We start from the raw sequence: 21,155 nt of genomic DNA on the forward strand, positions 1-21,155 counted from the left end.
CAACATAGCACCAAAAAAATGAAGCTGTTATAGTGATTAACGCATTGTTTATGAAATGGTTTTTGCAATACTTTGCATAAAAAATGCAATATATTTAAACCCTTGTTTTTAGAATTGATTCTAATTTATTAACAATTTGAAGTAGGCAATTTAGACTTTGTCACCTATGATCAAGACTGAATCCAGCGCGGATAAAAGGTAAAATAGAGATGGCTAAAAATACGAGTTCTCCAGGTCGACGTTTTATGAAACTTGCGGGAATGACTGCCAGTATCGCGACTAAAACAGTCTCAAGCTCGATTCGAAATTTAACCGCGGATGATGAACAAAAACTTGCGGCGAAAACCAAACTTTTTCAGGATATTGGCGTTCAAATTGCAGATACTTTGGGCGAAATGAAAGGCGCAGTCATGAAAGTTGGACAAATCGCCTCGCAATATAAAGACATTTTTCCACCAGAAGTCGCCAAAGCCATTGCCAAACTGCAACGCCAAGCACCTGCTGTTCCATTTAGCGCGATTCAGCAACAAGTTGAAAAAGAATTAGGACAACCTTTACTGACCATTTTTCAATCTTTTGAACAACAACCCTTTGCCGCTGCATCTATTGGACAGGTTCATCGTGCTGTTTTACCCAATGGACAAGAGGTGGTGGTCAAAGTGCAATATCCGGGCGTAGATGAAGCCTGCGAGAGTGATCTCAAACAAGTCCGTTTAGCTTTGCGCTTGATGGGTGTGATCAAGATTGATAAGAAACTTCAGGATAAACTTTTTGCAGAAATTCAGGACAGTCTATCTGATGAATTGAATTATGAAATTGAAGCGCAAAACCTTGAGGTTTTTAAAACGTTCCATGAACAACTAGATGATAAAATCATTATTCCAACGGTATATAAAAACTATTCTTCACGGCGTATTTTAACTTTAAGTCTAGAGCGTGGAGAGTCGATTGAAACAGCCAGTACATGGCCTATTGAGATTCGTAATGAAATTGGTCGCCGTCTAATACGCGCTTTAGGTCAGGAAATCTTTTATTTAAAACGCTTCCATTGTGATCCACATCCGGGAAATTTTGCTTTTCGTAAAGATGGCAGTGTGATTATCTATGATTTTGGCGGCGTAAAAACATTAAGTACCGAGGTGATTGAACACTTTAAACATTTGGTACAAGCTGCCCGCCAACAAGATGTTGCAGCAATCGAAAATCATCTGGATGCTTTACATTCGCTTTCAGAGAAAGGATTATTTCCCCAAGCGCTTTATTTAGAATGGCTTGAAGTATTATTACGCCCACTCACCACCCAATATGATTTCGCTCAAAATTCTGCACATCATGATGGCGTTATTTTAGTGAAAAAATCCTTGAAATACTGGGATGTGTTTAAGCCATCACCAGATACGCTGATGGTGAATCGAACTATTTCAGGACATTACTGGAATCTGATTCATTTAAAAGTCGATGATAATCTGAATGATTTATTTGAAGAACTTGTTCCTCACTAACTGAGAAAACAGTCAGGATATTGACGATCCAGTTCCTTATTTGACTTATTAAATGAAATATTATAACATAACTAAAAATAACTCAATTGGAGGGTTTCCCATGCGTAACGGTATACATCCTGACTATCAACAAGTGCTCTTTCATGACACCAATGCAGATGCCTATTTTGTGATTGGTAGCACTATCCAAACCAAGCAAACACGTGAATATGAAGGTAAGACTTATCCCTATGTGACTTTGGATATTTCCAGTGCATCTCATCCGTTTTATACAGGTGAAGTCCGTCAAGCCAGTAATGAAGGTCGTGTCGCAAGCTTTAACAAACGTTTTTCACGTTTTAAGCGTTAATCTTGCCTTAAGTTTTTAGTTTTATACTGAATCCTATTCGAAGCCTAAGCAACTATCTCCTCCACTTAGGCTTCTTTTTTTGGCTAAAATTCGGCCTTGTGTATAAACATGAAGTTATCCACAGTTGTCCCTTCTCTTGTTGGTAAAAGCAATTGCAACTAAGTTTTCTTCAGCTTATTTGCTCAAATGAATGCTGAAACCCATAAATTCAATGCTATGCTTCGTGATACTTTTGACTTGTCATTGAATCACGGAAAATCATGGTACACGAACTCTTGCAACAGCTTCAAAATGGTGAAGCCAAATTTGCTGATGTTTTGGCGCATATCGAAGCACGTTTTGAACATCACCCAACAGCATTTAAAAACGGTCAACAACACAATGCTGCCACTGAAAATCAAGGCAGTGCTAAAGTATTGTCATTTGCCAAAATTGAAGGTCTGGATCAAGCGCAAACTTTAAATCTGTTTGCAGAACATTATGCTTCTGTGCTTGCAACACCAGAAAGTACAGATCATCAAAACATTCGTCAGTTTATGCAACATGGCTGGGATGGTGTGACTTTTGAAGGTCAGGCACTCACTGCAAAATAAAATAATAAAGTCATAAAAAAACCCAGACATCCTGTCTGGGTTTTTTCGCATTTCCGTTTTAGGGTTAACTCCTGTCATCCCTCACGATCCTGATGATTGACTAATTGTTGTTGTTTTACGTCTTCGAACATCCTGTTCTGTATGAGTTCATCATAGGAAAATTGGATTGTGATGACTATGGGCAATTTTCCTGAATTGATGTAAGCCAAAGCTCACATTGAAATAGCTTTTAAAATACCGATTTGTTTCTCAATCGACTTTTAGTGTTTTCATGGTTGCATTTTAGATATAAACACATAATTCTAAATAATAAAAATAATTTTTTTCATAACGCCATGATCTTACATCGGAGGTGGAGCTGAGGAAAAATTAAGCTTTCCTTTATGAAAATATTTCTTTCCTCCATATGATAAGTAAGATGTGTAATTATTATCAATCATGAGGGATACTGAATCTACATATAGCTTATAGAAGAGATTAGATTCTTCTTCCGTTTTAATACCAACTAATTTTTCATTGCCTAAAATATTTTTAGCAGCTTCTAAAGCTGTATTATATTTATATATATCAATATCTTCTTGAACTTTCCACCATAAAATAATACTTTCAATATTTTTAAAAGAGCTATACCAGAGAACTTCAAGTGCTCCATAATCAACTTGTACAGGTACTATAAATGACATCCTGATCACCGATTATTTATTTTATATAGAATGAACATCATACAGCTTATACCAAATGTATACTCTTAAAAAACTTAAACAATATAAATCTAAAAATCAGAACTTTAGAATGCTTTTTTTTAATGCTGATCCAAATAAACAATTTACCTAGCTAACTAGACAAGCAATGATATTAAACACCTTCGACTTGCTTTACACGATGCAAAATAGAATGTGCTTCATCCTGCTCAATCTTATGCCCAACCTGATGATAGCCACGATTAAAATACACCAAACTTTGAGTCTGCTGACTTTGTTGAATCGCAACAATACGACACATCAAAATCGTATGGGTTCCAACGTCCTGAACCTGATCAATTTCACAATCAAAATTCACTAAAGCATTTTCTAAAACTGGCGCACCTGTTTCGAGTTCCGTCCAGAATCCGTGTTCAAATCTTTGTTCAGGACTCAATTTTGACGAAAATGCTTGAGAAATATGCTGATGATCTGCGCCTAATACATTCACCGTTAAAATTTTATTTTCTAAAAAGTGTGCATGGGAACTTGATGCTTGATTCATACAAACTAACAATGTCGGCGGTGTATCGGTCACACTGCATACCGCAGATGCAGTGAAGCCATAACGGCCAGACGCGCCTGCTGTGGTTACCACACTGACCGCACTGCTTAATAAAGACATTGCATTTCGAAAGTCTGACGCTTCAATCATCATTTTATTCCTCAATCAGCTCAATCGTTTGATCACCCATAGCATCAAACGATTGAGCTTAGATCTGACTATTCCGAGTATTACCCGTTTGCGAGTTCTTTTCGGATAATTTCTGCACCTGCGGTGAGTGCTTGTAACTTGCCTCGTGCCACATCACGAGAAAGTGGCGTCATACCACAATTGGTCGATGGATACAGTTTATCTGCATCCACAAATTGCAGTGCCTTGCGCAAGGTATCAGCGACTTCTTCAGGCGTTTCAATGGTATTGGTGGCAACATCAATCGCGCCGACCATCACTTTTTTGCCACGAATTAACTCGATCAAATCCATCGGTACGCGAGAGTTGTGACATTCCAGTGAGATAATATCAATCTTGGACTGTTGTAACTTAGGAAAAGCTTCTTCGTATTGTCGCCATTCTGAGCCTAAGGTCTTTTTCCAGTCGGTATTGGCTTTAATACCATAGCCATAGCAAATATGTACGGCAGTTTCACATTTAAGACCTTCAAGCGCACGTTCTAAGGTGGCAACACCCCAATCATTCACTTCGTCAAAAAATACGTTAAATGCAGGTTCATCAAACTGGATAATATCGACACCCGCGGCCTCTAACTCCAAAGCTTCCTGATTTAAAATTTTGGCGAATTCCCAAGCCAATTTTTCACGGCTTTTATAGTGCGCATCATACAACGTATCAATCATGGTCATTGGACCAGGTAATGCCCATTTAATCGGTTGAGTCGTTTGCTGACGTAAAAACTTGGCATCTTCTACAAATACGGGTTTTTGACGCGATACTGCACCGACAACGGTCGGTACGCTGGCATCATAACGATTACGAATCCGAACTGTTTCACGTTTTTCAAAGTCAACACCATCAAGATGTTCAATGAATGTGGTGACAAAATGTTGGCGAGTTTGTTCACCATCACTCACGATATCAATGCCTGCCAATAGCTGCTCGTGTAGCGATAAACTCAAAGCATCACGTTTGCCTTGTACCAGCTCATCACCTTGTAATTTCCACGGTGACCAGAGTTTTTCAGGTTCTGCAATCCATGATGGTTTTGGTAGGCTACCCGCAGTTGAGGTTGGTAATAATCGTTTCATCTTCAATAATCTTCTATATTCAGTTACACAGCGGCGGTTTTATTCGAGTGACTTCTATCCAAACTTTTATCCGAATTGTTTTTATCGGAGTAATTGGCAGCCCATCGTTCAAGAATATTCTGGTAAGGCTTAATGAAGTTTTCCTCAGTCCATTTACCTTGTTTTACTGCTAATTGACCACGTTCCACACGATCATAGACGATGCGTGTTAATGAATAATCTGGATATTCCAGACTTGCTTGATAGACTTGTGCCGCTGATGAGTTTGCATTGTAAATTTCAGGGCGATAAATCTTTTGGAAAGTTTCCATGGTACTAATTGCACTAATCAATTCAAAATCAGTGTAATCACGCAGTAAATCACCTGCAAAATAGAAGGCTAAAGGTGCAACGCTCCCTTTTGGCATAAAGAAGCGAACCTGTAAGCCCATTTTATGGAAATACTCATCAGTCCGTGAATATTGGTCTTGTTTGTATTCAACGCCCAAAATAGGATGTTCATTGCTCGTGCGATGATACTTTCTCGCGGTCGAAACACTCAGGCAAATCACAGGTTGTTGATTAAACTCTGCCTTAAAGGTGTCAGAATTTACAAGATATTGATATAGCTTGCCATGTAAATCACCAAAGTTTTCAGGTGCATACGATGTTGAGTTTTCTTTATTATGTTCTTTAAGCACCACGCTGAAATCGTAGTCACGAACGTATGATGAAAAGCTATTTCCAATCATTCCTTCAATACGCTGATTGGTTTTATGATCAATAATTGTACTTTTCAGCATTTCAATGATTGGGAAGCTTGTACCATTCCCTTCAATATCCAAATCGGCAGAAATAATATCGATTTCAAGTGAGTAACGATCACCATTGGGATTGTCTGATTGTGCTAAAGCATTGAAACGATTATTAATCATGCGGAGGGTATTGCGCAGATTCTGCTCACGGCTTTCACCACGTGCCAAATTGGCGAAATTAGTTGTAAGACGTGTACTATCTGCGGGTTGATAGTTTTCATCAAAACGAATACGTTTAATTGAACATGCGAACTGTTTACTCATGGCAAAATCTACTACCCTAAATTCTATAGGGTCATTTATACCTAAAGACAAACATGAATAAAAACGATTTTGTTTCATTAAAAGATGAGCCAAATTCATGTTTAGAAATTTAGCTCAATTGAAGATGGATAATGCGAGTCATGTCTTTGCAGAAGTTTGGGATAATAAGGCAGTCTAATAAAACGGCCCTCCCGCCTTTACAGTAAAATTAATTTTTTATTTTTATCAAAATCTTAGATACTATTTCAATGATTCACTTAAACTCTATCAAAGTCCGCTATTTGAGATAAAAACAGTAAACTCCTAGCTTTTCGACCTATGGTCGTTCTGCATACTGCGGTAAGTCATCACAAATCGTGTCCCACTCTGCTTTATGCGCGGCAAAAATATGCAAACTCGGTTTTTGCTCAATTTTGGTATCTAAAGTTCCAATCCGCAAACGATAAAATTCAGGGGTATCCATTTTGATGCTCATGATGGGCGAACCACATTCGCTACAAAAACAACGCTGCGTGGTTGGGGTCGATTGATATTTCTTAAGCAAATGTTCGCCTTGCACAATTTTAAAATCATTCACATGCACAGGCGTATTGGTTGCATAAGCTGTACCATTGGCTTTACGGCAACGTTGGCAATGGCATTGAATAATATCACCCAAGCCATGACCTGAAATCTCATAACGAATGCCCTGACACAAACAGCTTCCCGACAATAATGCAGCTTGTGACATAAAGATACTCCGTGTAGTTGTTGATTTTTCAACCAAATTAACAGGTTTTGAGGATAACAAAAATAGTGAATTTCAATTTAGTCAGAATTTAGTTGTGCATGAACACCTTGTGCTACTGCTCGTCCTGTTGCCAGACAAGCTGTGAGTAAATACCCCCCTGTGGGTGCATCCCAATCCAGCATCTCACCACAAGCAAAAATATAAGGAGAATTCTTTAGCATCAGATGCTCATTTAATGCATCGAGTCGAATACCGCCTGCGCAGCTAATCGCCTCTTCAATTGGACGAAAACCCTGTATCTGCACGGCAATTTGTTTAATATGCTGCGCCATTTTTAAAGGATCATTCCAGTCATTTTTACTGATGACATCACGAATCAAAGCAATTTTGGTTTTATCCAAGCCAATCTTTTGCCATATGGTATTTAAAGACTGCTTTTTGCCTTGCTGTAACTTTTGTAAAATTTGTTCTTGGCTCAGGTCTGGCAGTAAATCCAAATATAAAATTGCGTGACTTTGCGTCTGCATCGCTTCACGCAAATCGCGATTACAACGATAAACCAAGCCACCTTCTAGTCCATAATGGCTGATCACCATTTCGCCAAACTGAGGTACTTGACCAGCTACCCACGCCTGAATCCGCTTAAGCGGTTGTCCGAAAATGGGTTGCAAATATTCAGACCAATTGACCAATACACCGACATTACTGGCGCTAAAAGGTTGAATCATGCATGACTCTAACCAGTTTTGCCATTTGCCATCACTTCCCAGTTGTGGCCATGATACTGCCCCACACGCCAGTACAATCGCATCAGCCGTAATGTGATTCTGCTGTTGTTGCACTAAATCCAGAACCGTCAAAGACTGATTCTGTATTGCCAAGACTTGATGGCGGTAACGAAATTTTACGCCGCGATCTTGCAAACGTCTGAGCCATGCGCGTAATAATGGCGCGGCTTTCATCTCATTGGGGAAAATTCGTCCTGAACTACCAATATATGATTCAATCCCTAAACCTTTCATCCACGCTTGAATGGTTTCGGCATTGCAAGTTTCAAGCATTGGGCGCAACCAGTTGGCATGATCATAGCGTGATATAAAATGATCTAAATCTTCAGCGTGGCTGATATTAAGCCCTGTTTTTCCCGCCATTAAAAACTTACGTGCTGCCGATGGCTTTTGCTCGTAGATGGTAATGTTATAATCACCCAGTTCAGACAAAACTTCGGCACAGGCTAGTCCCGCAGGACCCGCCCCAACGATCACGACCCGCTTACTCGGCATGACCTTGCCCTTGCAATGGCAAAAATTCATCAAACCGAGTCTGATAGCTTTCAGGTTTACTGATGATGAGCTGTTGGCAAAGTTCAGCACGCTCTAGATATTTGACCTCAAAATGGGTGCGTGCCGAATCAGATGCAATGCGTTGTTTAACGTAAGGCAAATGCCACAGGTGCAAAAGTTGCTGTTCCGCTTCATCAATATAATCTGGGATGTTACTCGCTAAAGTAATCGTACCTTGAGGTTTTAAACGTGACAGCAAAAACTCAAAAAAAGGCATATTCAGCCAGCGCTGTGCAGGATTATGCGGTTCAGGATTTGGGTATAAAATAAAAAAATGTTCAACTTGCTGAGGATAAAGCGCATGGACGATCCACGGCAAAGCATCCGCATGGATGGGATATAAATTATCTCTAGGTTCCAATCCTTTTTGTTTCTGCATCGCCAAAAATTTTTCTTTGGTGCGCTCGATTGCAAACAATGTTTGTTCTGGATGTTCACCACTAAATAACAAGGCATGCTTGCCCTTACCCGCACCAATTTCAACACAAATGGGGGTATTTTCAATGGAACTAAAATCACGCGGCGCCTGCATACGCTGGGCTTGAAATTGACGAATCGAGATAATCACAGCAAACTATTCAAACTAGGTATTGAAATCAGGCTAAGTCTAACAAGTGATTTGAGCTTTGCCTAATATCTTGATGATGAATTTGAGGATTTTACTATGCCACGCACATTTCCCTGTCCCCGTTGTGGAGAACCCTCTGTCTGGGAAGGCAATGAGTTTCGTCCCTTTTGTTCAGAGCGTTGTAAACTGATTGATCTGGGCGCATGGGCCAATGAGGACTATAAATTACAGACTCAAGATGCTCCAACATCGGAAAATGGCAACCCTTATGATTACGATAGCTAAACTGCTATACCCGCCTCGATGGTCATCTTTTGTTGCAAAATTTACTCAAAATCGTGCAATTAGCAAACAAAATTAAACACACAGGACTTAAAGTACTCGTCAATAATATGGCTCTTCTCACAATAGGAGAATTTTGATGCTTTTGTTGAGATTACTTTTCGCTGTTTTTGCTATTTGCTGTTTAATCTTCCTCGTTTTAGGTTTTATGGCTTCAGATGCCGTTTTATTTGTTATTGCCGTATTATTTGCAGTTGCAAGCATTTTAATTGCACTGGAAGCCAAACAGCGTTTCCATAGCTTATTTCACTCTTGACGTCTGGGACAATGATTGCAAGTTCAATCATTGTCCTTTTATTATGTCTCTTTTAACCTGCTTTACCTGCAACAAAAGGATTAAATTGTTTTTCATAGCCAATGCTGCTCATCGGCCCATGTCCTGAAATAAACTGTGTATCATCGGGTAGACTAAAACATTCACGTTGAATCGAATCCAGTAGTTGTTGGTGATTGCCTTTCGGAAAATCAGTCCGCCCAATCGAGCCCTTAAATAACACATCCCCTGTCCATAATAATGCATGTTGTTGGTTATAAAACATCACATGGCCTGGTGTATGCCCTGGCGCAAATCGCACTTCAAACTGATGCTCACCTAATGCCAAAACTTCGCCACCTTCAAGCCATTGATTTACATGTACAAGTTCAGGAATTGGAAATCCATAACGTTGCGACACTTCCTGAATCATATCTAGCCAAAATTGATCCTCTTTGTGCGGGCCAATTACAGGAATACCCCAGATTCTAGCCAATTCACCAACTGCCCCTGCATGATCAAGATGTCCATGGGTCAACCACAATGCTTTGACCTTTAAGCCAAGTGCTTCGACTTCTTGTCTTAGTTTGGCTGCATCTCCCCCTGCATCAATTAAAATTGCGTCTTTAGTTTCACTATCCCAAACAATAGAACAATTTTGAGCGAAAGCCGTTACAGGAACTATTTTAACTTGCAGCATAACAACCTCTGGCGAAAAATCATGATGTTTTATTGGGCTAAGGTGATTTCAAGCGCATTTAAATGGGCTTGAACCAGTTGGCGGAGTAATTGTAGATGGGCATCTGAGTCGTTTAATGCAGGAATGTACTGATAAGACTCACCACCAGCATTCAAAAACAATTCTGCATTTTGAATCGCGAGTTCTTCTAAGGTTTCCAGACAATCCGCAGAAAAAGCAGGGCTCAAAATCTGTACAGATTTCACACCTTGTTGCGCCCACTCTCCAAGCAATTGATCTGTATAAGGTTTAACCCATTCCTGTTTGCCAAAACGCGACTGAAAACTAATGGCCCATTGATTTTGTTCAAGCCCCAGTGCTTGGGCAACTAAACGCGCGGTTTCCCGACATTGATCTGCATAAGGATCACCTTTATCAGCATACGGCTGTGGAATTCCATGAAAAGACATTAATAATTTTTCTGCTGTCCCATGCTGATGCTGAAAATCCCGAATACTTTGCACTAGCGCCTGAATAAATAAAGGATGGCGATAATATTCTTTAACAATGCTTAAGCCCGGTAAATTACGTTGCTGCGGAATCCATTTGGCAAAAGCATCATAAAGTGGCGCGGTTGAGGTCGCAGAATATTGCGGAAATAAAGGCAATAATAAAATATGATCCTGAGGAGATTGCGCCAATTGTTGCAATAATGAGGTGATTCCCGGTTGACCATAAGTCATGGCAGGAACCACCCTTAAATCAAACTGCGGATAAGCATCCGTAAGATCAGATTTCAAACGTTCAGTCTGCGCAAAAAGAATTTCTCGCATGGGTGAATCTTTACGCCAAACTGTTGCATAGGCATGCGCCACGCGTTTAGGACGAAAAGGCAGAACAAAACAGCGTAGAATAATTTGCCAAAGCAGTACGGGAATTTCAATCACCCGTGAATCTGACAAAAACTGTTTTAAAAACTGCCTCACTGCTGGAACAGTGGCTGCATCAGGAGTTCCCAAATTGGCTAAAATAACAGTCACTTTTGGCTTAGATGCAGTAGACATTCTTTTTCCTGTTCAATACGTACATGAAAATCTGTGGAGTACGCTTACTTTAACAGTTTTATGGCTTTTTCAAAATAAATGACTAATTTGTTTTTATTTGCGTCGTGCGTTGATATTCTGGCTGTTGAGTTTCCAGTAATTTCAAAGCTTTAGGTGTAAGCTGCCACAATAAACGCTGACGCTCATCACGACCAGCGGGGACAATCCAGTCATTTTGTCGCATCTGCATTTTAATATGATGTAATGCACGGATATTAATTTGCGAACGCGCAACTGCATGTGCTCGCGGTAAGACTAACCTTGCATCTTCGAGCCCCGTTTCATTCAGATAATCATTAATCCTTTTAGAAAAATATTCCTCAGGTGTCGGGATTTTAAAGACCACACTTAAAATGGATAAAATCTGCAACCAAGTCAGCTTACGTTCAGGTTTAAGTTCCTGAAAATTACCATCCTGATAGGCATGAACACGGTATTCAAAAGAGTAAATTTCATTGTTATACACTCTTGGCATTGCGACCAAGGGATCATTTTCACGCTTACCTTGCTCAGTTTCCAGACGAGTGACTTTAGCGCGTAAACTATCAATTTCATCTTGTAAAACTTGGGTATTTTGCGGTCTGACCCAACCCAATACAGGATAACGTTCCAACATTTGAGACATGTTGAAACGCACCGCCAGTTCTAAGTCGCGCAGGCTGTGATAACAAAAAACCTGATCGACCTCTTGTTGGAGCTGTTTACGAAATTCATGAAATTTTTCTTTTAATTCTGGTTTGCTATCCTGCAACGCAGCGTCACGACTTTCTGGCGCATCATGCATAAAGACAATAATCGGTTTTTGTTTGGTTACGGCATAAATATATTCAAGATGTAGATAACTTACCCCTGAAACTGATTGTTCCCCGTACTGACTACCAAGCAATAATACAACATAATCACAATCGTCAATTTGACGACGCGCAATGGAGGTACTCAGTGGTGTACGTTGCTCAAGCCCCCATGAAAAAAATCCCATTCCGATGAGTGTCTGTGCCAATACCATACGTTCTGGTTGCATCTCTGCACCAGAAGTTGAAATAAACACTTGATAACGCTTATCCAGCATGGTTATCCCCTAAAATTTAACATTCCTCATCACGTTCCGTGTGATGTACGAATATATAACCTCAAATTTAGATCTAAAATTTATGCAATCATCGCCATACTCTTCAATCATCAATATTGTGAATACGCCAAGTCATATGATCTTTAATCATATGTTTTAACACAAACTTTAACTCATCTGCATTATTTCCGCTGACAAAACACTCAATTTGTAGATGATTCTGACGAATTTCGTCAAATAATAACTCATTTTTAATCAAAATACGGGCTGTTTGCCTCGCCACCGCCAAACCTGAGTCAATTAATGTCAGTTTCTGCCCAAAAAGATGGGTAATTGCTTCATTTAAAAACGGATAATGAGTACAGCCTAATACCAAAAAATCCGCATGCTGATCCACGACAGGCTGTAAACATTGCTGCAATACCGTTAAACAAGCGGGACTCATTTGTTCGCCGGCTTCAACAAAAGGCACCAGTTCCAGACAAGTGACAGCTAAGACCTCTACCTCTGCTGGATGCGCGAAATTTTGAATCACATCCTTAATCAGTTGCCCACGAAATGTTGCAGGTGTTGCCAATACTGCAACGACTTTAGACTGAGTTTGTAGCACTGCCGGTTTGAGCGCAGGCACTAAGCCAACGATTGGAAAAGACGCTCCATAATGTTCGCGCAAATAATCCAGACTAAATGCTGAGGCTGTATTACACGCCACAACTGCCATTTTACAACCACGACGATATAACCATTCAATCGCCTGTGCGGTTAACTGTCGGATTTCCTGATCTGAGCGTGGCCCATAAGGAACATGTGCAGTATCGGCATAATAAATAATCTGTTCATTGGGTAAATGCTGAACGATTTCCTGTGCAATGGTTAATCCCCCCACACCAGAATCAAAAATACCAATCGGTGCATCTTTAGATGCTTGAAGTCTGGATTTTAATTCAGCATGAATAGGGTGTATTGCGGTCATTTCTTTGGATAAATCCATCGTGTCAGATTCAGAATTAAGCTTAAACCTCAACTGCTCAATTGCAAGAGCAAATCACCACTTTTTAACTCAAGAACAGCTTCTCCATCAGAATTTTCAGTCAAAACACCCAACTCAATCAAATGATAAAAAGCGGCGCGCTGAATTAAAGCATTTAAACCAAAGCGCACATGTACATAAGGGCGTAACTCCTCTTCCCCTACTTCACTTACATAGGCGCGCATAAAAATTGGATGTTCCTCATCCACGATCACAATATCTTGATTGGTGGTGGTTAATTGGATAAAAGATTTACAATCAATCTCGATCACATCGACTTGATTGACCAGCAAAGGTTCATCTTCAACTTCAATCTCAATTTGCTCAACGGGTGTCTTTAAATAATACTTTGCATCCTCTTTCCAAAGCACTTTAGAAAATAGGTCTAAAAGCGCCTGCCGCTTGATCAATTGACCTTCGTGCCACCATTCTCCATTGGCTTTTATGATCAAATCCATTTTACCGCAATGCTTTGGATGCCATTGGTCAAGAGGTGGAATTGACCTTTTGTGACTTTGCTGTGCATCTTTTAGATATTGTGCGATACTCATTAAGTTTTTATCATCTAACGATGTTGACTGGTTTGTCTCTTGAGACGAATGATGATGATTTACCATGGTTTATGCCTTGCTGACGAGAAAATATAACGACTCAGCCAATTGGCTAGATCAGGGTTTGAAACTATACTAGCCGCAAACTATTTAAGACACGATTGTCTGTTTGTGTCTAGACATTAAAGAACACTCATGGCAGCACCGAAGCGCTGATGTGACGGTTGCCACCCTTAGCAATATGAGGAGTCCTACATGGAGCACATCGAACGCGAAGCGATGGAGTTTGACGTAGTGATCGTTGGTGCTGGACCTGCGGGTCTATCGTCTGCGATTAAAATTCGCCAACTTGCGATTGAACATAATTTACCCGATCTATCCGTCTGCGTCGTCGAAAAAGGCTCCGAAGTGGGCGCTCATATTTTGTCTGGTGCGGTCCTTGAGCCACGTGCCATCAATGAGCTATTTCCGAACTGGAAAGAAGAAGGTGCGCCTTTAAATGTCCCTGTGACTGAAGACAAAACCTACTTCCTGCTCTCTGATGAAAAATCGCAGGAAGCACCGCACTGGATGGTGCCAAAAACCATGCATAACGATGGCAATTATGTCATCTCGCTCGGCAACGTGGTGCGCTGGTTAGGTCAAAAAGCTGAAGAATTAGAAGTGTCTATTTTCCCGGGCTTTGCTGCTGCTGAAATTTTGTATCATGAAGATGGTACCGTCAAAGGCGTACAAACAGGCGACATGGGCATTGGTAAAGATGGTGAGCCGACGCATAATTTTGCGCCAGGTTACGAACTCCATGCCAAATACACTTTGTTTGCAGAAGGCTGTCGTGGTCATCTAGGTAAACGCTTGATCAGCAAATTTAATCTGGATAAAGATGTAGATCCGCAGCATTACGGTATCGGGATTAAAGAACTGTGGGAAATTGATCCAGCCAAACATAAAGAAGGTCTGGTCATGCACGGTTCAGGTTGGCCACTGACTGAAACTGGCTCTTCAGGTGGTTGGTGGTTATATCACGCTGAAAACAACCAAGTGACTTTGGGAATGATCGTGGATTTATCCTATGAAAATCCGCATATGTTCCCGTTCATGGAAATGCAGCGCTGGAAAACTCATCCTCTGATTAAGCAGTATTTAGAAGGTGGTAAACGCATTTCTTATGGCGCTCGTGCGGTTGTTAAAGGTGGCTTAAACTCTTTACCTAAACTCACTTTCCCGGGTGGCTGTCTGATTGGTGATGATGCTGGCTTCTTAAACTTTGCCAAAATCAAAGGTTCTCACACTGCCATGAAATCAGGCATGTTGTGTGGTGAAGCAGTCTTTGAAGCGATTGCGCGTGGTGTAGAAAAAGGCGGTGATTTAGCCATTGCCCGTGTGCTTGAAGGTGAAGACTTCTTTGATAAAGAACTCACCGCCTATACGCAAAAGTTTGACAATAGCTGGCTCAAAGAAGAGTTACATCGTAGCCGTAACTTTGGCCCTGCAATGCATAAGTTTGGTTTGTGGATTGGTGGTGCGTTTAACTTTCTGGATCAAAATATCTTTAAAGTGCCGTTTACCTTGCATGACTTACAACCAGACTACAGCGTATTAAAGACTCAGGATAAAGCCACCTTTAAACCGACTTATCCAAAACCAGATGGCAAGTTGACTTTTGACCGTTTATCTTCAGTGTTTGTCTCCAACACGGTACATGAAGAAAACCAACCGTCACATTTGAAATTGACTGATCCAAGTATTCCAGTCAATGTCAATTTACCGAAATGGGATGAACCTGCACAGCGTTACTGTCCAGCAGGGGTTTATGAAATTGTGGATGAAGGTGAAGGCAATAAGCGCTTCCAGATCAATGCCGCCAACTGTGTCCACTGTAAAACCTGTGATATTAAAGATCCATCACAGAACATTACTTGGGTGACACCTGAAGGTGGCGGTGGTCCGAACTATCCGAATATGTAAATTCCTTGCGTTATAGCAAAGCAGTGCTTTGCTATATCTCATCTTGCGAAGCTATAACGGCTTCTCATCCCCAGAACGATAAAACTTAATCTGTTTTCAAATGCACCGTAATTTAAATTGCGGTGCATTTTTATTTCTTGCCAGTGCGTTATTTCTATTCTGCTCATCTGCTTACATTTCTATCAATCTTTGTTACCTAATTTGAGCGCAGAAATGCATAGACTAATTTTTAAACATTTTATTTTTTCTGATTCCTTTGTTAATTGCGGGTTTGTCACCTTTTAGCCAATTTACTCAAGTCTTTGTCTATGAATCCATATTCAGATCACATCTTGGGCAAGGGATCACTTTTCTTCACATGATTTGAAAAAAGGATGAGAGTCATGCTTGATTTAAAACACACACTGCAATCACTTCAAAATATACGTGCTAACCCAGCAGTTTCGATTTTTGTTCCTACCCATCGTACTTTTCCAGATAATCAACAAGACCATATCGCACTAAAAAATCAACTCAAACAACTCGAAGAACAATTACTGAAAACTTATGACAAAGTTTTTGTTGCCCAATTTTTAAAGCGTATCCATGAAAAAACGGATGAATTAAATCCCAATTATTATCTAGATACTTTGGCCATTTTTGCGACCGCTGATCAGGTCGAGGTGATTTGTTTACCGTTTAAAACTCAAGCCAGAATTATGATTGATACGCAATTTGTATTGCGCGACTTTATTCGAGAACTGTCTTATGCACTGGATTATTATATTGTGGTCGTGACCCGCGAAATGGGCCGCTTGATACAAGCATCCAACAATCGCGTTATTCACGAGTTTTCAGAACTGGATCTTGAACTCACTCCGCTTTTGCCACATGGGGCTTTTCCAGTCAAAAATGAAACATTATATAGTCTGACTGCCGCAGAGCGATCTGCTGCTGCACAGGAAGATCGTTATCTTAAAGAGTTTTTAAATCGAGTGGATAAAAATGTACAGGTGATTCATACACAAAAACCTTTGCCAATTGTGCTTGTTGCTGATCGTCGCAATATCAGTTTCTACGAAACCATCTGCGATCATCCCAACCAAATTATTATCAAGGTCGACAATGTCACTCAACTGGAGAATAGCGAACCACGCCATATCGTAGACAGTGTTCAAAATGCATTAAAAGATTATCAGAACAAAATTCATCAAAATCATGCCAATCAACTGGATCAAGTTTATGGAAGTGAGCGGGTTGTGACTGATTTACAACACATTTATCAGGCTGCTTTACAGGGCAATATCGACACGCTCTATGTACAACAAGGTTATTCGGTAAATGGTTTTATTGATGAAATCGAGCAGCGTATAGAATTTAGCGCCGCACCAGAAGATGATTCTACGCCTACCGATGTTATTCACCATATCATCGATGCGGCTCAGACGCATGGCGGTCATATTGTATTTTTACCCGAAGTGTATTTAAGTGGCAAAACCCCAGTGACTTTACTTAGTCGATATGCAATTTAAATTTATAAAATCAAGCCTTTGTATAAGGCTTGATCATTTTACTGACGCATTGCAAGCTTATGAATCAAGCAAAGACCATGCAATCAACCACATCACTACACCAATAATGATATCCAAAACCTTCCAAGCTTTTGGATTTTCGAATACGGGTTCAAGCAATCTTGCACCAAAACCCAAACTAAAAAAGAAAACAAACGATGCTGTCACCGCTCCAGCAGCAAAAGCAGTTTTATTGGCATATTGAGAAGAAATAGAACCCAATAGCACAACGGTATCCAGATAAACATGCGGATTCAGCCACGAAAAACTTAAACATAAAATTAAAGTCTGTGCTAAAGAATTGACTTTCTGCCCTGCCGCATGTAACCCGTCTTTGGTGGTATAAGCGCTATAAAAGCTGCGTAAACCATAAGCGAATAAAAAAATGGCACCAAACCATTTCATTGCTTGAATCAACCATACTTGTTGGCTGAGTAAACTTGCGAAACCAAAAACACCCAATGAAATCAGCAATGCATCTGAAACCGCACAGATTAAACACACCCAAAAGACATGTTGTCTGAGCAAACCTTGTTTTAAAACAAAAGCATTTTGTGCGCCAATGGCTAAGATTAAGGAAAACCCTAGTAATAAACCTGAAAAATAGGTCGACATCATTATCCTTTTTGCACCAGATAACGATATTCTTTTAAACCTGTTGCATCCTTCAATTCTTCCTGAGCCAACAATTCATGTCCCAGATGCATACAAAACTTGGGAATATCCCATGAAGTGGATGGGTCAGTCGCCAATACCTCCACCACATCCCCTGACTTAGACTTCCGAATGGCTTGATGCAGCATCATCACAGGTTCAGGACAACGCAAACCGCGTGTATTCAATTGAATGGTCGGAGTTAAATCTGGTGAAAACATGCCTATACTTGAGTTCAAAAACAGGGGCATAGTTTACCATAAAGTTAAGTCTCCTAGAAAAAGCAAAAAAAGCTGACTCATCAATTTGAATCATTTACGTTTTCCAATCGTTTTAGTAATGCATAAGCCATTTTTCTTCGGTATGATTAAAAATCATTGATTGACACATTAAGAGTCTTTAGGAAAGATCATGCAAGAGGAATCAGGCCCATCGTGGGGTATGCGTGGCTTAAGAAAATGGTTAGGCACTGCACCAGAAACCCGTGACGAACTGTTAAAACTCGTTCAGGATTCACAGCGTTTTTTAGAACCCGATACTGTGGCAATGCTAGAAGGCGTTCTAGACCTTCCTGCCACCAAAATTCGTGAAGTCATGACTCCACGTACTGCCATGATCAGCTTGCAAGAAGACGATGAATTACTGGATATTTTGCACGTTCTGGTTGAATCAGCACATTCTCGTTTTCCTGTCTTCTCATCCGATCAACCTGATAATGTAGTGGGAATTCTCCTTGCTAAAGACTTACTGCCTTTTCTGACCGAACAAGGTGCGAAAGTTGATGTACGTGCCTTAATGCGACAACCGCTGTTTGTTCCAGAAAGTGCTCGTTCTGATCAAGTTTTGCGTATGCTTAAACACACGCAAACGCATATCGCGATTGTGATTGATGAGTACGGGACGACATCTGGTCTGGTCACGCTTGAAGATATTTTAGAAGAAATTGTCGGTGAAATTGAAGATGAACATGACAATGCCGATGAAGAGGCGCAGTACATTGTGCCAGATCCGACACAGCAAACAGCAAACACTTGGTTGGTACAGGCACTTACACCGATTGAACACTTTAATACCGTTTTAGATGCAGACTTTTCTGACGATGAAGTAGAAACTATGGGCGGTTTATTGCTTCAGGAAATTGGTTTAGTCAGTGATTTGCAGGGTCAGACCGTTGAACTTGAAAATTGGGAATTTACCATCGTTGAAGCAGATGCACGTACCATTCATCTGATTCGAGCTGTTCGTAAATGAGAACATATTTTAATACATTGTTAGGATCTTCCCAGCAACAAAAACAACTCCCCTTTATTATTCCCCTGCTGATTTCACTCTGTGCTGGTGCTATTTTTAGTCTGGCACTTGCGCCTTACTATTACTGGTGGCTGGCGATTTTGTCGCCAGCATTATTATATGCTTCTCTCAAAAACCGTACAGCTAAACAAGCGTTTGGGATCGGTTGGGCCTATGGTTTTGGCTTATGGTTTGTCGGAGCATTTTGGCTCTATACCTCGATCCATGTCTACGGCGATACCAATGCTGTTTTAAGTGTACTCATGATTGGCTTTATGGCCTTAGTCATGGGACTGTTTAGCGCAGTTCAAACTTGGCTATATCGTCGGTTTTTCCCCGAAACACCGCTGACGTTTGCACCACTCTGGATCTTCTTTGAATGGGCAAAAACTTGGGTGTTTACAGGTTTCCCATGGCTTTTTGCAGGTTATGCTTTCACCGAACGTTTTCTGGATGGTTATGCGCCGTTATTCGGAATTTTCGGAGTTTCCTTTGCGGTCATCATACTGGCCTGCGCATTGGTTGAAATTTTACAACGTCGTATTTTCTGGGTGATTCCATCAGCCTTATTATTATTGGGTGCGTGGGGAGCATCGAAAATTGAATTTGTACAGCCCAAAAACAGCAAACCCCTATCCGTTTCACTGATTCAAGGTAATATTCCGCAAGATCTAAAATGGCTGACTGAATATCAAGTTAAAACCTTGATGATCTATGCCAATTTGACCCGCACAGAATGGGGTCGTGATTTAATCGTTTGGCCTGAATCCTCCATTCCGATGTTTCAAACCGACATTGAACCTTTTCTGGATGCCATGCAGCAGCAAGCCAAGAAAACAGGTTCAGCATGGGTGACAGGCATTCCGTATTGGGATATGGATGCTTCTCAACAGGTTGGAACGCCACAGTACTACAACAGTATTATGGCCTCGGGCAGTGATTCATCAGGGCTGTATAAAAAACAACGTTTAGTCCCTTTTGGTGAATATATTCCGCTTTCTGGACTACTGAGTTGGGTGTTACCAGCCTTGCAAAATGATCCTTCGATGAGTGGTTTTAGTCAGGGGGCGAGTGATCAAAAACCATTGATGATTAAAGGCCATCCACTTGCTGCTGCCATTTGTTATGAAATTGCTTATCCAAATTTAACCCGACGTAATGCGGAAAATAGTGACTTTCTGGTGACGGTTTCCAATGATGCATGGTTTACTGGAACCGCAGGCCCCATGCAGCATTTACAAATGGTGCAGATGCGCGCTAAAGAAAATGGACGCTGGTTTATTCGTGCCACCAATACGGGTGTAACAGCGTTTATCGATCAGAATGGTCATATTGTTAAACAAGCACCCATTGATAAAGAAGCTGTACTCCGTGGTGAATTGCCTGCGATGCAGGGTGAGACTCTATATACCCGTTTAAGTGACTGGCCAATCTTGGGCTTTTCATTGTTACTCTTAATCATGGGTTGGTTTTATCGCCCTAAACAAGTCGATGTCAGCTTTAAATCACGACGTTAACGTCCGATTGACCGCTTCAAAAAACCGAGATTTCTGCTGAATCTCGGTTTTTAAATGCATCAAAACTATAATAATTTTGTTCCCACTGGCACGTCAAAATCAGGCACACAAAGCGCCACATCTCCCTCTGCATTATGAAACCCAGTAACCAGACATTCGGACTGAATCGGGCCGATCTGTTTTTTAGGAAAATTCACCACTGCAACCACCAGTTTATTGATTAAATCTTCTGGTTGGTACAGCTTGGTAATTTGTGCACTGGATTTTTTAATCCCCAATTCTTCGCCAAAATCCACATGCAAGATATACGCAGGCTTACGTGCTTTTTCAAAAACCTCAGCCTGTATAATTTTACCGACACGCAGTTCTACTTTTAAAAAATCCTGCCATTCGATTAAATCCATCGCACTTATTCCTGTTATTTATTTCAATGAGGATTATGCATACTGTTTAAACTGATTGAAAAGAGTAAAAATTAGAAAATAATTACGCCATAAAA

24 protein-coding genes are annotated in these 21,155 nt (G+C 40.6%); 9 read left to right on the forward strand and 15 right to left on the reverse strand.

The annotated features are described in order from the left end of the window. The first annotated feature begins 209 nt into the window (after positions 1 to 209). From F944_RS13330 to F944_RS13340, 3 genes are all read left to right on the forward strand, one after another. The gene (locus F944_RS13330; RefSeq protein ID WP_004991501.1) at positions 210 to 1,502 is read left to right on the forward strand and encodes an ABC1 kinase family protein; all 1,293 of its coding nucleotides are present in this window, start codon (positions 210 to 212) and stop codon (positions 1,500 to 1,502) included. Positions 1,503 to 1,602: 100 nt separating this feature from the next. Continuing rightward, the gene (locus tag F944_RS13335; protein WP_004991503.1) at positions 1,603 to 1,851 is read left to right on the forward strand and encodes a type B 50S ribosomal protein L31; all 249 of its coding nucleotides are present in this window, start codon (positions 1,603 to 1,605) and stop codon (positions 1,849 to 1,851) included. 260 nt (positions 1,852 to 2,111) lie between these two features. Next, positions 2,112 to 2,444 carry a HopJ type III effector protein gene (locus F944_RS13340; protein ID WP_004991504.1) on the forward strand — a complete coding sequence of 111 codons (333 nt, stop codon included), beginning with the start codon at positions 2,112 to 2,114 and terminating at the stop codon, positions 2,442 to 2,444. A 341-nt stretch (positions 2,445 to 2,785) separates the two neighbouring features. Here the strand turns inward: F944_RS13340 and F944_RS13345 are convergent, their stop codons facing one another. From F944_RS13345 to F944_RS13375, 7 genes are all read right to left on the reverse strand, one after another. Then, positions 2,786 to 3,127: a hypothetical protein gene (locus F944_RS13345; protein ID WP_004991506.1), complete on the reverse strand. Its 342-nt coding sequence runs from the start codon at positions 3,125 to 3,127 to the stop codon at positions 2,786 to 2,788. Positions 3,128 to 3,299: 172 nt separating this feature from the next. Continuing rightward, entirely contained in the window at positions 3,300 to 3,839 is a 540-nt protein-coding gene (locus F944_RS13350; RefSeq protein ID WP_010588579.1) for a flavin reductase, read from the reverse strand. Between the two features lie 80 nt (positions 3,840 to 3,919). Next, entirely contained in the window at positions 3,920 to 4,951 is a 1,032-nt protein-coding gene (locus tag F944_RS13355; RefSeq protein ID WP_004991511.1) for a methionine synthase, read from the reverse strand. 23 nt (positions 4,952 to 4,974) lie between these two features. Further along, complete coding sequence (locus F944_RS13360; protein ID WP_010588580.1) at positions 4,975 to 6,009, reverse strand: DUF1852 domain-containing protein; 1,035 nt, start codon at positions 6,007 to 6,009, stop codon at positions 4,975 to 4,977. A gap of 316 nt (positions 6,010 to 6,325) precedes the next feature. After that, on the reverse strand, positions 6,326 to 6,739 hold the full coding sequence (locus tag F944_RS13365) for a GFA family protein (RefSeq protein WP_004991516.1): 414 nt from the start codon (positions 6,737 to 6,739) through the stop codon (positions 6,326 to 6,328). Positions 6,740 to 6,816: 77 nt separating this feature from the next. Beyond that, a complete protein-coding gene (locus F944_RS13370; protein WP_004991517.1) occupies positions 6,817 to 8,022 on the reverse strand; it encodes a TIGR03862 family flavoprotein in 1,206 nt (401 codons plus the stop codon). Then, on the reverse strand, positions 8,012 to 8,650 hold the full coding sequence (locus F944_RS13375; protein ID WP_004991519.1) for a class I SAM-dependent methyltransferase: 639 nt from the start codon (positions 8,648 to 8,650) through the stop codon (positions 8,012 to 8,014). The genes F944_RS13370 and F944_RS13375 overlap by 11 nt, the downstream gene beginning before the upstream one ends. Before the next feature lie 96 nt (positions 8,651 to 8,746). On the opposite strand from F944_RS13375, the gene F944_RS13380 reads away from it, so the two are divergent. Beyond that, positions 8,747 to 8,935, forward strand: coding sequence for a DNA gyrase inhibitor YacG (locus F944_RS13380; protein WP_004991521.1), 189 nt, complete (start codon positions 8,747 to 8,749; stop codon positions 8,933 to 8,935). Between the two features lie 136 nt (positions 8,936 to 9,071). Further along, the gene (locus F944_RS17130) at positions 9,072 to 9,248 is read left to right on the forward strand and encodes a hypothetical protein (protein WP_004991523.1); all 177 of its coding nucleotides are present in this window, start codon (positions 9,072 to 9,074) and stop codon (positions 9,246 to 9,248) included. Between the two features lie 52 nt (positions 9,249 to 9,300). Here the strand turns inward: F944_RS17130 and F944_RS13385 are convergent, their stop codons facing one another. The 5 genes from F944_RS13385 to F944_RS13405 form a co-directional block, all read right to left on the reverse strand. After that, a complete protein-coding gene (locus tag F944_RS13385; protein ID WP_004991525.1) occupies positions 9,301 to 9,945 on the reverse strand; it encodes an MBL fold metallo-hydrolase in 645 nt (214 codons plus the stop codon). 29 nt (positions 9,946 to 9,974) lie between these two features. Continuing rightward, the gene (gene hemH, locus F944_RS13390) at positions 9,975 to 10,988 is read right to left on the reverse strand and encodes a ferrochelatase (protein ID WP_004991527.1); all 1,014 of its coding nucleotides are present in this window, start codon (positions 10,986 to 10,988) and stop codon (positions 9,975 to 9,977) included. An 82-nt stretch (positions 10,989 to 11,070) separates the two neighbouring features. Then, positions 11,071 to 12,096 carry a DUF4062 domain-containing protein gene (locus F944_RS13395; RefSeq protein WP_004991531.1) on the reverse strand — a complete coding sequence of 342 codons (1,026 nt, stop codon included), beginning with the start codon at positions 12,094 to 12,096 and terminating at the stop codon, positions 11,071 to 11,073. Positions 12,097 to 12,199: 103 nt separating this feature from the next. Then, positions 12,200 to 13,069: a glutamate racemase gene (gene murI / locus F944_RS13400; RefSeq protein ID WP_010588581.1), complete on the reverse strand. Its 870-nt coding sequence runs from the start codon at positions 13,067 to 13,069 to the stop codon at positions 12,200 to 12,202. 47 nt (positions 13,070 to 13,116) lie between these two features. Next, complete coding sequence (locus F944_RS13405; RefSeq protein WP_004991533.1) at positions 13,117 to 13,743, reverse strand: DUF1285 domain-containing protein; 627 nt, start codon at positions 13,741 to 13,743, stop codon at positions 13,117 to 13,119. A gap of 189 nt (positions 13,744 to 13,932) precedes the next feature. On the opposite strand from F944_RS13405, the gene F944_RS13410 reads away from it, so the two are divergent. Further along, the gene (locus tag F944_RS13410) at positions 13,933 to 15,645 is read left to right on the forward strand and encodes an electron transfer flavoprotein-ubiquinone oxidoreductase (protein WP_004991534.1); all 1,713 of its coding nucleotides are present in this window, start codon (positions 13,933 to 13,935) and stop codon (positions 15,643 to 15,645) included. Positions 15,646 to 16,028: 383 nt separating this feature from the next. Continuing rightward, entirely contained in the window at positions 16,029 to 17,156 is a 1,128-nt protein-coding gene (locus F944_RS13415) for an AOC03_06830 family ribosome hibernation factor (protein ID WP_004991535.1), read from the forward strand. Between the two features lie 57 nt (positions 17,157 to 17,213). On the opposite strand, the gene F944_RS13420 is transcribed toward F944_RS13415, so the two are convergent. Further along, positions 17,214 to 17,810 carry a LysE/ArgO family amino acid transporter gene (locus F944_RS13420; protein WP_004991541.1) on the reverse strand — a complete coding sequence of 199 codons (597 nt, stop codon included), beginning with the start codon at positions 17,808 to 17,810 and terminating at the stop codon, positions 17,214 to 17,216. Positions 17,811 to 17,812: 2 nt separating this feature from the next. Continuing rightward, positions 17,813 to 18,070 (reverse strand): sulfurtransferase TusA, encoded by a 258-nt coding sequence (gene tusA / locus F944_RS13425; RefSeq protein ID WP_004991544.1) that lies wholly within the window; start codon positions 18,068 to 18,070, stop codon positions 17,813 to 17,815. A gap of 190 nt (positions 18,071 to 18,260) precedes the next feature. Between tusA and F944_RS13430 the strand changes: the two genes are divergently transcribed. Together F944_RS13430 and lnt are read left to right on the forward strand one after the other, a co-directional pair. Further along, positions 18,261 to 19,100, forward strand: a complete 840-nt coding sequence (locus F944_RS13430) for an HlyC/CorC family transporter (protein ID WP_004991545.1) — start codon at positions 18,261 to 18,263, stop codon at positions 19,098 to 19,100. Next, entirely contained in the window at positions 19,097 to 20,656 is a 1,560-nt protein-coding gene (gene lnt / locus F944_RS13435) for an apolipoprotein N-acyltransferase (RefSeq protein WP_004991547.1), read from the forward strand. Before F944_RS13430 ends, lnt begins: the two co-directional genes overlap by 4 nt. Positions 20,657 to 20,721: 65 nt before the next feature. On the opposite strand, the gene F944_RS13440 is transcribed toward lnt, so the two are convergent. Next, positions 20,722 to 21,060: a tRNA-binding protein gene (locus F944_RS13440; protein WP_004991549.1), complete on the reverse strand. Its 339-nt coding sequence runs from the start codon at positions 21,058 to 21,060 to the stop codon at positions 20,722 to 20,724. Between the last annotated feature and the right edge of the window lie 95 nt (positions 21,061 to 21,155).

Origin of the sequence: Acinetobacter ursingii DSM 16037 = CIP 107286 (assembly GCF_000368825.1) — a bacterium.
Classification (GTDB): Bacteria; Pseudomonadota; Gammaproteobacteria; order Pseudomonadales; family Moraxellaceae; genus Acinetobacter; species Acinetobacter ursingii.

Coding starts and splice junctions, on each gene's coding strand:
- F944_RS13330 (WP_004991501.1), top strand. CDS start 210: ATGGCTAAAAATACGAGTTCTCCAGGTCGACGTTTTATGAAACTTGCG.
- F944_RS13335 (WP_004991503.1), top strand. CDS start 1,603: ATGCGTAACGGTATACATCCTGACTATCAACAAGTGCTCTTTCATGAC.
- F944_RS13340 (WP_004991504.1), top strand. CDS start 2,112: ATGGTACACGAACTCTTGCAACAGCTTCAAAATGGTGAAGCCAAATTT.
- F944_RS13345 (WP_004991506.1), bottom strand. CDS start 3,127: ATGTCATTTATAGTACCTGTACAAGTTGATTATGGAGCACTTGAAGTT.
- F944_RS13350 (WP_010588579.1), bottom strand. CDS start 3,839: ATGATTGAAGCGTCAGACTTTCGAAATGCAATGTCTTTATTAAGCAGT.
- F944_RS13355 (WP_004991511.1), bottom strand. CDS start 4,951: ATGAAACGATTATTACCAACCTCAACTGCGGGTAGCCTACCAAAACCA.
- F944_RS13360 (WP_010588580.1), bottom strand. CDS start 6,009: ATGAGTAAACAGTTCGCATGTTCAATTAAACGTATTCGTTTTGATGAA.
- F944_RS13365 (WP_004991516.1), bottom strand. CDS start 6,739: ATGTCACAAGCTGCATTATTGTCGGGAAGCTGTTTGTGTCAGGGCATT.
- F944_RS13370 (WP_004991517.1), bottom strand. CDS start 8,022: ATGCCGAGTAAGCGGGTCGTGATCGTTGGGGCGGGTCCTGCGGGACTA.
- F944_RS13380 (WP_004991521.1), top strand. CDS start 8,747: ATGCCACGCACATTTCCCTGTCCCCGTTGTGGAGAACCCTCTGTCTGG.
- F944_RS17130 (WP_004991523.1), top strand. CDS start 9,072: ATGCTTTTGTTGAGATTACTTTTCGCTGTTTTTGCTATTTGCTGTTTA.
- F944_RS13385 (WP_004991525.1), bottom strand. CDS start 9,945: ATGCTGCAAGTTAAAATAGTTCCTGTAACGGCTTTCGCTCAAAATTGT.
- hemH (WP_004991527.1), bottom strand. CDS start 10,988: ATGTCTACTGCATCTAAGCCAAAAGTGACTGTTATTTTAGCCAATTTG.
- F944_RS13395 (WP_004991531.1), bottom strand. CDS start 12,096: ATGCTGGATAAGCGTTATCAAGTGTTTATTTCAACTTCTGGTGCAGAG.
- murI (WP_010588581.1), bottom strand. CDS start 13,069: ATGACCGCAATACACCCTATTCATGCTGAATTAAAATCCAGACTTCAA.
- F944_RS13405 (WP_004991533.1), bottom strand. CDS start 13,743: ATGGTAAATCATCATCATTCGTCTCAAGAGACAAACCAGTCAACATCG.
- F944_RS13410 (WP_004991534.1), top strand. CDS start 13,933: ATGGAGCACATCGAACGCGAAGCGATGGAGTTTGACGTAGTGATCGTT.
- F944_RS13415 (WP_004991535.1), top strand. CDS start 16,029: ATGCTTGATTTAAAACACACACTGCAATCACTTCAAAATATACGTGCT.
- F944_RS13420 (WP_004991541.1), bottom strand. CDS start 17,810: ATGTCGACCTATTTTTCAGGTTTATTACTAGGGTTTTCCTTAATCTTA.
- tusA (WP_004991544.1), bottom strand. CDS start 18,070: ATGTTTTCACCAGATTTAACTCCGACCATTCAATTGAATACACGCGGT.
- F944_RS13430 (WP_004991545.1), top strand. CDS start 18,261: ATGCAAGAGGAATCAGGCCCATCGTGGGGTATGCGTGGCTTAAGAAAA.
- lnt (WP_004991547.1), top strand. CDS start 19,097: ATGAGAACATATTTTAATACATTGTTAGGATCTTCCCAGCAACAAAAA.
- F944_RS13440 (WP_004991549.1), bottom strand. CDS start 21,060: ATGGATTTAATCGAATGGCAGGATTTTTTAAAAGTAGAACTGCGTGTC.